Source organism: Providencia sp. AGC89 (genome assembly GCF_053543535.1).
Map to the genome: position 1 here is coordinate 47,041 of NZ_JBIXLP010000014.1, position 7,557 is coordinate 54,597.

The following is a 7,557-nucleotide window of genomic DNA, read 5'->3' on the forward strand; positions in this document are numbered from 1 at the left end:
CATCAAACAATATAAGTAACTTATCTTAAATAAATAGTTTGAATTATAGGTAGGGTTAAGTAACACAGCAATATTTTTTATCTATTTATTTTAAATAGATATGAATACTCACATATAGAGTTATCCGTACCCTGTTAACAACAGATAAAAGGTGGGTATTATGCAACTTAGGAGGATTTTCATGTCCGTGGATTCATTACCCTCGACAACAGCATGACTTAAGCTACTGAGGACGGTTGTACATATAGCAGTGGCATCAGTTTGCCTGATTGATTGCCATCCGCAAGGCAATTACAAAAGTGTCTGAAGTGAAAGCATAGCGTTATCAGATATGAGGTTTGTCATGAGAAGGAATATCAACACAGTGAGTAGCACGCGTTAACGATATTAATCCTTTTGATCCTCCATATTACTTTGCCGTGCTTATCGGCTGAACAATACATATTCATCCATAATAGTTGTTAATCCCCCATTTTCGGCTTGCCTATCAATCACCCATTCCACAAGTTGTTCTTTGGATTTCAACTTAAGTGTATGGTTCCAATCGTCTAATGGTGACCCTAACAGCAAATCATACCAACATAACCAGACCAATTTCGGGCGTATTTCCGGATCATTAAATTGCTGAAATAAACTGATTAACTTGTTAGCAAAGGAGTGCTGTTTAAGACGCGCACATTCACTGAGCAGTATCCCTTCCAGCATAGGGTGGTAGCGTAACAGCCGTTCATCAATATGAAAACTCAGGTTTAAATCCTCTTCTTCGGTGAGTTTGTCAGGGTAGGCGTTACCATACACCAGTCGATAGAGACGAGCAGGAATAACCGCCACCTGGCAGGCTTCATGACTCGAAAAACGAATGTACGACACCATCAAATAGTGACTGTTTTGAATGAGTGAATGACACATCCCCTGGCAAATGGACAACTTCGTATACCCATTTAACCAACGTTGATAATAACTCAGTAACTCTTGATAGCGAGCGGGCAGCTTTTTCATACTCTCAGTACTCCATAAATTAATTCGTAGAACAAATCGGGTTTAAATTGAATATATTGACTTCAAAAAGGGTTAATACCGAGAAGCCACAAGACGCGCTTGCAGCCATTGCTCCACTTCACTCTTTAACCAGCGAGAGCTACGCCCCAGTTTGATAGGTTTGGGAAACTCCCCCTCTTGGATTAATTTGTAAAACCATTTATCCGTCAAACCGGTTAGGCGGGTTATAAACTTCATATCAACGAATTGGTCATCTAGTAAGGGAATAGCTTGAGTAGTCATTATTGAACTCCTGTCTTTAACGTTAAAAGGCAGAAGGGATATCGATAAGTGTTTAGGGATATCTCTCTTCCAAAAGATATCCCCCTCATGTTTTTTATTAGCGACTACACCCAAAAGAACGCTCACCATCACTGTAATCTTTCGAGTACGTTTTAGCTAAGTAACGACAACGTTGGTTAAGCTTCTCCACCGCAATGTCATTGTGAGGCGCGTTACTGTCTAACCAGGCGCACCCATTATCCGGAAAATGCACTAAATAGCGCTCAGCAGGGTAATCGACATCAATAGCACTACACCACGCTTGTTGCACGAGAGCACAAAGCGTATTGTCTGTTTTCCTGAAATCACCTAGCCCGCAATAGACGTCCTTATTGACAAGCAGTAAAACGTGATAGTGCTTTTTGTGATTAATCTCCCCAAACTCACGAACCCACACATAGAATAACGGGCAAGTATGATTACGTTTCCACGCCTTATTTTTGCGTTTTAAATCCGCCTGAATTTTGGCTTTGAGTGAACCGAAAAAACGCGTGATAGCCGCAGAGTCTTCACGATGTGGTACGTCGGAAGCCGGAAAACGTAAATCAACCCGGATTGCCGTGAGTCGATGGGTGATGGATAGTGCACGGCGGAGAGTACGGTCTATCTTGCAAAGATAATCTTCGTTGTAGGTATAACGGGACATGGTGTGATCCTCAAGTCTGTGTAATGTCATACCCAAGGCATTCGTTGTAAAAAAGAGACGATTCACATTTTTCCCATCACAAAACGTGACAGTGTCATGATTAACAATATTGATGAATGATACCGATAGAGCACGCTGATTTTTCCTATCAAGAATGATATCTATCGAGTGACGATGAGAGGAGTAGTTCTATTGGGTTAAGTCGATGAGGATGTTGATACCCCATAATACTATACCAACGTATATTGTCACAAAAAGAGTGAGAAGCACCCGCGAGTTATCACACCTTCAGTCCATTTTAGCCGCCATTTTTACTCGGAGATTAGCCCTTTTTCTTCCCTGATTTTTCCCCAAAAAACCGTCCTGACATTTAACTTTTCTACCATTTTGACTCCACACGGCAAGCGCGCATCACCTCAAAATCGATGTTTATAGACTAGCGATAACGGTAATTTAGTCAGTCTATTGCCTAACAAAGCAAATAAATTGGCAATTTTTAGCGTCAAGTTGGCATTCATTAACACTTGTTTTATTTTTTATTTATCTTCAGAATGACGTAATATCACATTTTATTTTTCTTTATCTGTTATGATATACTCTCATTTTGTGACTTAGTTTTTAGCTAAGTTTTATATGGAGAAATTATGGTCAAGGTGATTAATTGGATAGACAAAAATGCAGACATTCGCATGTTGCGATTTTATGTTCGCTTTATCATGGTACAATCGCAAAATTATTATGGGTTTCCTAAACTAACCCAGAAGCTACCCGATATTTTTCACAGCAAAAACCTATTAAAACAAGAGATCAATCACTACTTCAGCGCCATTGAATCGAGCGAAAAACGGCAAGCAGAAAGTGAAAAAGCCGAGCGACTATACCATAAGAATATTTTATCAATATCCCTCATTGAGTGGCTAAAAAAAGACAAGGAAGCCTGTGCATTAATTTGGGGTCTGCTGCACTTAGGCAGTGATCCCTTTTTAGTCTTGCAAAACATTCATGACACCGCCTTTAACCACCAAATTATCAATACCACCTTCCCCACCTCGCATGAAGAACGATTCAGCCTCATCGTCATCTACCTGGATTTTCTGTATTTTGATGAGTTTGACCCACCCAAATCGGAGTACAACGATTTTTTAAAGCGCCAATGGCTCCAGCTCAGTGACGGGGTTAAGCCGTTTAAATGGCTCAATGAAACATCAACTGAAGGGATAGAATGGGCTTGGCAATATCTGGTGGATTATCACAAATCTGAGCATTTCGATGCAGGACGAATGGGAATTGACTCACTCCAATACTTTAATCCGATAAACCCAGAGGAAAAATACTTAGCGATATACAGCGTATTAAAGCTCTGGAATAGCCATCACTTCGAAAAAAAAATGCTGATAAATAATCTGAATCGTGCTTGGCGACAACGACAGTTAAGAAGAGAACGAACAAATAAGAAAGCGATTAATTGCTATCTTGATATTACCGTTAAAGAAAAGCTCGATTTTTTGGTGAAAAATAAACGATGTCAAATAAATGAACTGCTAACTGATTTGATTAATGAAGAATATGACCATGTTAAAAATCTAAAATAATCTCAAATATATATTATTAACTTGAATAGCCACAACCATTCTTTCAAGGAAGTAATATGAACCACCAATCTGAATTAGGGAGGGTAATTTCTGCCTTTCCATTTTCATTTAAAAATCAATTTTTTAATCAACTCAACCAGCTAATCAGTTACTCCCCTACCATCGGCTTGATGGGGAAAACGGGAGCTGGTAAATCCAGTCTTATCAACGCACTATTTCAATCGTCACTATCGCCTGTGAGTGATGTTTCAGGCTGCACACGACAGGTTCAGCGCTTCAGTATGACGATGAATAACCATACACTCACCTTTGTGGATTTACCCGGCGTGGGGGAAAGCCTTGAGCGAGATAGAGAATACCACCAGCTCTACCGTAACTTATTGCCAGAACTGGATTTAATTATCTGGGTACTCAAAGCCGATGATAGGGCATGGTCTTCTGATGAACAGTGTTATCGCTTTCTCACGGAGCAATGTGGTTACCAATCTAAGCGATTTCTCTTTGTGCTGAGCCAAGCCGACAAAATAGAGCCCTGTCGTCAGTGGGATGAGCTGTGCCACCAGCCATCCCATGAGCAAGAGGCTAACTTAACATTAAAGCAACAAGCCGTCATAACCGCCTTTAAACCGCATCATCCTGTGATAACAGTTTCTGCGGTCGAAAACTATCAACTGACTAAATTAGCAGAGCAGCTCATACAGGCGCTACCGGTGCAAGCCAGTAGCGGGGTAGCTAGGCAACTGAACAGCCCTTACCGGACGCAATCGGTGGAGAACGCCGCACGTAACGATTTTGGTCAATGTGTCAGTGATATTGTGGATACCTTAATCGATATCATTCCCTTGCCGCCATTGATAAGAAGTACGGTTAACACCGTTAAAAACAGTATCGTATCCGTAGCTAAATCCCTGTGGAGCCTGTTCTTTTAACTTCTTACATTACCCCATTAATTATTACTCTCAGCGCCAATCCTGTTAAGGATTGGCGCTTTTTTATTTCTTTTTATTGGATATTTAATTTATGACAAACACCACTGAATGCACTATCACAATGGCATTAGTCCCTGATGAACAACGCCTTGATTTTTGGCTCAATCACTTCGGAAGCGTGAAAGGCTGGATCACCTTTGAAGTGGTCATCTTTACCACAATGGGGCAGTTTTGTGATGACTACCATGGCGGATATTGGGAATATTGCACCTTATCCAATGGTGGCGTCTTTATTTATCCCGATTTACCTCAAGAGACACTGACGCTGTTCAACCCACATAACGGTAACGAAGCCAACGTCAGTTGTGAAGCGGCAGGCATTACCGTGTGTTTGATGATGTACAGTTTATGGTCATTTCAAACGGAAAGTGACATCCTCGTCGATCGCTTTTATCAATTGCGTGATTATGCGGCGCAACACCCAGAACGTTCCGCCATTTTCCATCTAATCGATTAACCACGTCCTTATTTACGCCTTCGTATTATCTGATTCATTATAAAAGCATCATCAGACTAACCCATTAATTAACTTACATTTATTTTTATATCTATATTATTTTAGTGAATCAATCATCAGAATGAGTCACTAAAAATGATACTCAATACACCTATCATTTCTAGAAAGCTCTGCACCGCAAGGTGTAGGGCTTTTTTGCTTATTACTGTCTATCAATATCGACTGAATTGGAGTTCTATTATGTTTACCTTACAAGAGCAAGAATCAACTGTTATCAAAACCAATCTCGTTCACTCCAGTGGCCGTCATATCTTCTGGCGTTTCTACTTTGGGACGGTACCCGATTGGCAACGTATCGAGGGCGATATTTTTAACATGATGGCGAAGCTCTGTCATCGCTATCAGGGCGCGTTTTGGGAGTTCACCATGTTATCGAATGGGGGGCTTTTATCTGGCCTGAGATGATTGAAATCACCTTGCCGATGTTTAACCCTCATAATGGTAACGAGGCTGAGTTAAGCCCTGAAGCAGCCGGTATCGCAGTCTGTCTAATGGTGTATAGCATCTGGTCGTTTAAAACCGAGAGTTCTGTGCTGGTAGAGTATTTTTACCAACTTCGTGACTATGCGATGCAACATCCCGAGCAAGCACAAATCTTTCACCTAATTGACTAAGTTATTGATAACGCTTTAATACAGCGTCCACCAGCTTATCACCTCACTTATTTCCTTTATCTTATTTTAATTTATCAGTGTTATCACTGAGGAGGCCCCCTATGTCTCGTTTAGCTTCTCGCTTTGGTGCGGCGAATAGCATTCGCCGTGACCGCCCGTTAACTCTCGAAGAGTTATTTCGCACAGTACCCAGTGTGTTCTCTGAAGAGAAACACGATTCTCGTAGCGAAAAGTATACTTATATTCCTACGATTACCTTATTGGATAGCCTGCAAAAAGAAGGCTTTTATCCGTTCTTTGCCTGCCAAACTCGTGTGCGAGATGACAGCCGTCGTGATCATACTAAGCATATGTTACGGCTCCGACGTCATGACCAAATTACGGGTAGCCAAGTACCTGAAATCATCTTACTTAATAGCCATGATGGCTCCAGTAGCTATCAGATGTTACCGGGCTTTTTTCGTTATGTTTGTCAAAATGGACTCGTTTGTGGCGATACCTTTGGTGAAGTACGCGTGCCGCACAAAGGTGATGTAGTGTGCAAAGTGATTGAAGGGGCTTATGAAGTATTAGGTACGTTTGATGCCATCGCAGATAAACGCGAAAAAATGCAAAGCTTGGTATTACCGCCACCAGCACAGAAAGCCTTAGCACAAGCAGCTTTGACGTATCGCTTTGGTGAGGAGCATCAACCGATTACCGAAGAACAAGTATTACAACCTCGGCGCTTCGATGATAAAAAAGACGATCTTTGGACAGTGTACCAACGTTTGCAGGAAAATTTAATCAAGGGAGGATTATCAGGCAGGAATGCCAAAGGTAAACGCGCTCGCACGCGTTCAGTGAATGGAATTGATGGGGATATTAAGCTCAATAAAGCGTTGTGGGTACTGACAGAACAAATGCATGCTCATTTTGCTGGACGCGAACAACTATAGCCACAGTATACGTTAAATAATTGGATCTTACGGTGAACGCGATGAAATTATCAGAACGGCAACTAAAAACCTTGAGTAATGTGAAACTCAATTATGGCTCACTCTGCAACAAAAGGACACTCAACTCGCTGGAGAAAAAAGGAATGATTCAATGGAATACATCAAACCATTGGGTCTTAACGGAGTTCGGTTTTCATATCTATAACATGAGTAAACGGCGTTGCTTATAAAGCGTTAGCGCTAACATAAAGACTTATCCCGTATTTTGGTGCTTGATAATATCGAGCACACTAATCTATTCAAGAAAGGAGAGCATTCTTTAAACATCATTTTATTCCCTTCCATTTTGACTCACTCTCTCATCAACTCTTTTTCTTATTTAAGCACCAAAACAACAGTTGATCGATTACGCCGATCGATAACCGTTTATTGATAGTTGCGATCGATATTACCGATCGTATTTTAATTATTGATAGGTAAAACAGATCGATTAAGTTAAACTATCTCACGCTAAATTATCTTTATGTCAGTGATATTAAGGTGATTGAGTCAAATCTTTCATGCCTTCCACTGACATAACGCGATTCAACCATACTTAATGTGATATTGATTAAAAGGAAATCAATCATGAAAAAAGCGTTTATTGTTTCCGCCCTAATGGGGTGCATTTCATTACCGGCATTCGCTAACACGGATGACAGTAAAACGGGGCTTTATGTTACGGGAAAAATGGGCGCATCTATTGTGCAAATGTCCGGCCAGCAATTTGTCTACAGCGGCTATGCTGATGCCGGTGATAATGGCACCAAAAATGGGGATAGCCATCGTACGGGGGTATTTGGCGGTGGACTTGCGTTGGGTTATGACTTTTCCAATCAGTTTGATATCCCTGTTCGAGCTGAATTGGAATTTATGGCGCGTGATAAAGCGAGTTCAACCTA

The 7,557-nt window shown here is 41.0% G+C and carries 7 protein-coding genes and 2 pseudogenes; 6 read left to right on the forward strand and 3 right to left on the reverse strand.

Annotated features, from left to right (window positions below):
* Nucleotides 1-423 precede the first annotated feature (423 nt).
* The 3 genes from ACIPUA_RS05240 to ACIPUA_RS05250 form a co-directional block, all read right to left on the reverse strand.
* The gene (locus ACIPUA_RS05240) at nt 424-999 is read right to left on the reverse strand and encodes a hypothetical protein (RefSeq protein WP_036418662.1); all 576 of its coding nucleotides are present in this window, start codon (nt 997-999) and stop codon (nt 424-426) included.
* 72 nt (nt 1,000-1,071) lie between these two features.
* The gene (locus ACIPUA_RS05245) at nt 1,072-1,281 is read right to left on the reverse strand and encodes a helix-turn-helix transcriptional regulator (RefSeq protein WP_036418660.1); all 210 of its coding nucleotides are present in this window, start codon (nt 1,279-1,281) and stop codon (nt 1,072-1,074) included.
* A 97-nt stretch (nt 1,282-1,378) separates the two neighbouring features.
* Nucleotides 1,379-1,966: an inovirus Gp2 family protein gene (locus ACIPUA_RS05250; RefSeq protein WP_036418657.1), complete on the reverse strand. Its 588-nt coding sequence runs from the start codon at nt 1,964-1,966 to the stop codon at nt 1,379-1,381.
* Between the two features lie 644 nt (nt 1,967-2,610).
* On the opposite strand from ACIPUA_RS05250, the gene ACIPUA_RS05255 reads away from it, so the two are divergent.
* The 6 genes and pseudogenes from ACIPUA_RS05255 to ACIPUA_RS05280 form a co-directional block, all read left to right on the forward strand.
* Nucleotides 2,611-3,558: a hypothetical protein gene (locus ACIPUA_RS05255; RefSeq protein ID WP_349488628.1), complete on the forward strand. Its 948-nt coding sequence runs from the start codon at nt 2,611-2,613 to the stop codon at nt 3,556-3,558.
* Between the two features lie 56 nt (nt 3,559-3,614).
* Nucleotides 3,615-4,487, forward strand: coding sequence for a GTPase family protein (locus tag ACIPUA_RS05260; protein WP_449059378.1), 873 nt, complete (start codon nt 3,615-3,617; stop codon nt 4,485-4,487).
* Between the two features lie 91 nt (nt 4,488-4,578).
* Nucleotides 4,579-5,004: an antirestriction protein gene (locus tag ACIPUA_RS05265; RefSeq protein WP_217007818.1), complete on the forward strand. Its 426-nt coding sequence runs from the start codon at nt 4,579-4,581 to the stop codon at nt 5,002-5,004.
* Nucleotides 5,005-5,244: 240 nt separating this feature from the next.
* Nucleotides 5,245-5,678: pseudogene (locus ACIPUA_RS05270) on the forward strand (antirestriction protein).
* Between the two features lie 101 nt (nt 5,679-5,779).
* Nucleotides 5,780-6,616, forward strand: a complete 837-nt coding sequence (locus tag ACIPUA_RS05275; protein ID WP_449059379.1) for a DUF932 domain-containing protein — start codon at nt 5,780-5,782, stop codon at nt 6,614-6,616.
* A gap of 627 nt (nt 6,617-7,243) precedes the next feature.
* Nucleotides 7,244-7,557 (forward strand): annotated as a pseudogene (locus ACIPUA_RS05280) (outer membrane protein); the annotation flags it as partial.

Coding starts and splice junctions, on each gene's coding strand:
- ACIPUA_RS05240 (WP_036418662.1), bottom strand. CDS start 999: ATGAAAAAGCTGCCCGCTCGCTATCAAGAGTTACTGAGTTATTATCAA.
- ACIPUA_RS05245 (WP_036418660.1), bottom strand. CDS start 1,281: ATGACTACTCAAGCTATTCCCTTACTAGATGACCAATTCGTTGATATG.
- ACIPUA_RS05250 (WP_036418657.1), bottom strand. CDS start 1,966: ATGTCCCGTTATACCTACAACGAAGATTATCTTTGCAAGATAGACCGT.
- ACIPUA_RS05255 (WP_349488628.1), top strand. CDS start 2,611: ATGGTCAAGGTGATTAATTGGATAGACAAAAATGCAGACATTCGCATG.
- ACIPUA_RS05260 (WP_449059378.1), top strand. CDS start 3,615: ATGAACCACCAATCTGAATTAGGGAGGGTAATTTCTGCCTTTCCATTT.
- ACIPUA_RS05265 (WP_217007818.1), top strand. CDS start 4,579: ATGACAAACACCACTGAATGCACTATCACAATGGCATTAGTCCCTGAT.
- ACIPUA_RS05275 (WP_449059379.1), top strand. CDS start 5,780: ATGTCTCGTTTAGCTTCTCGCTTTGGTGCGGCGAATAGCATTCGCCGT.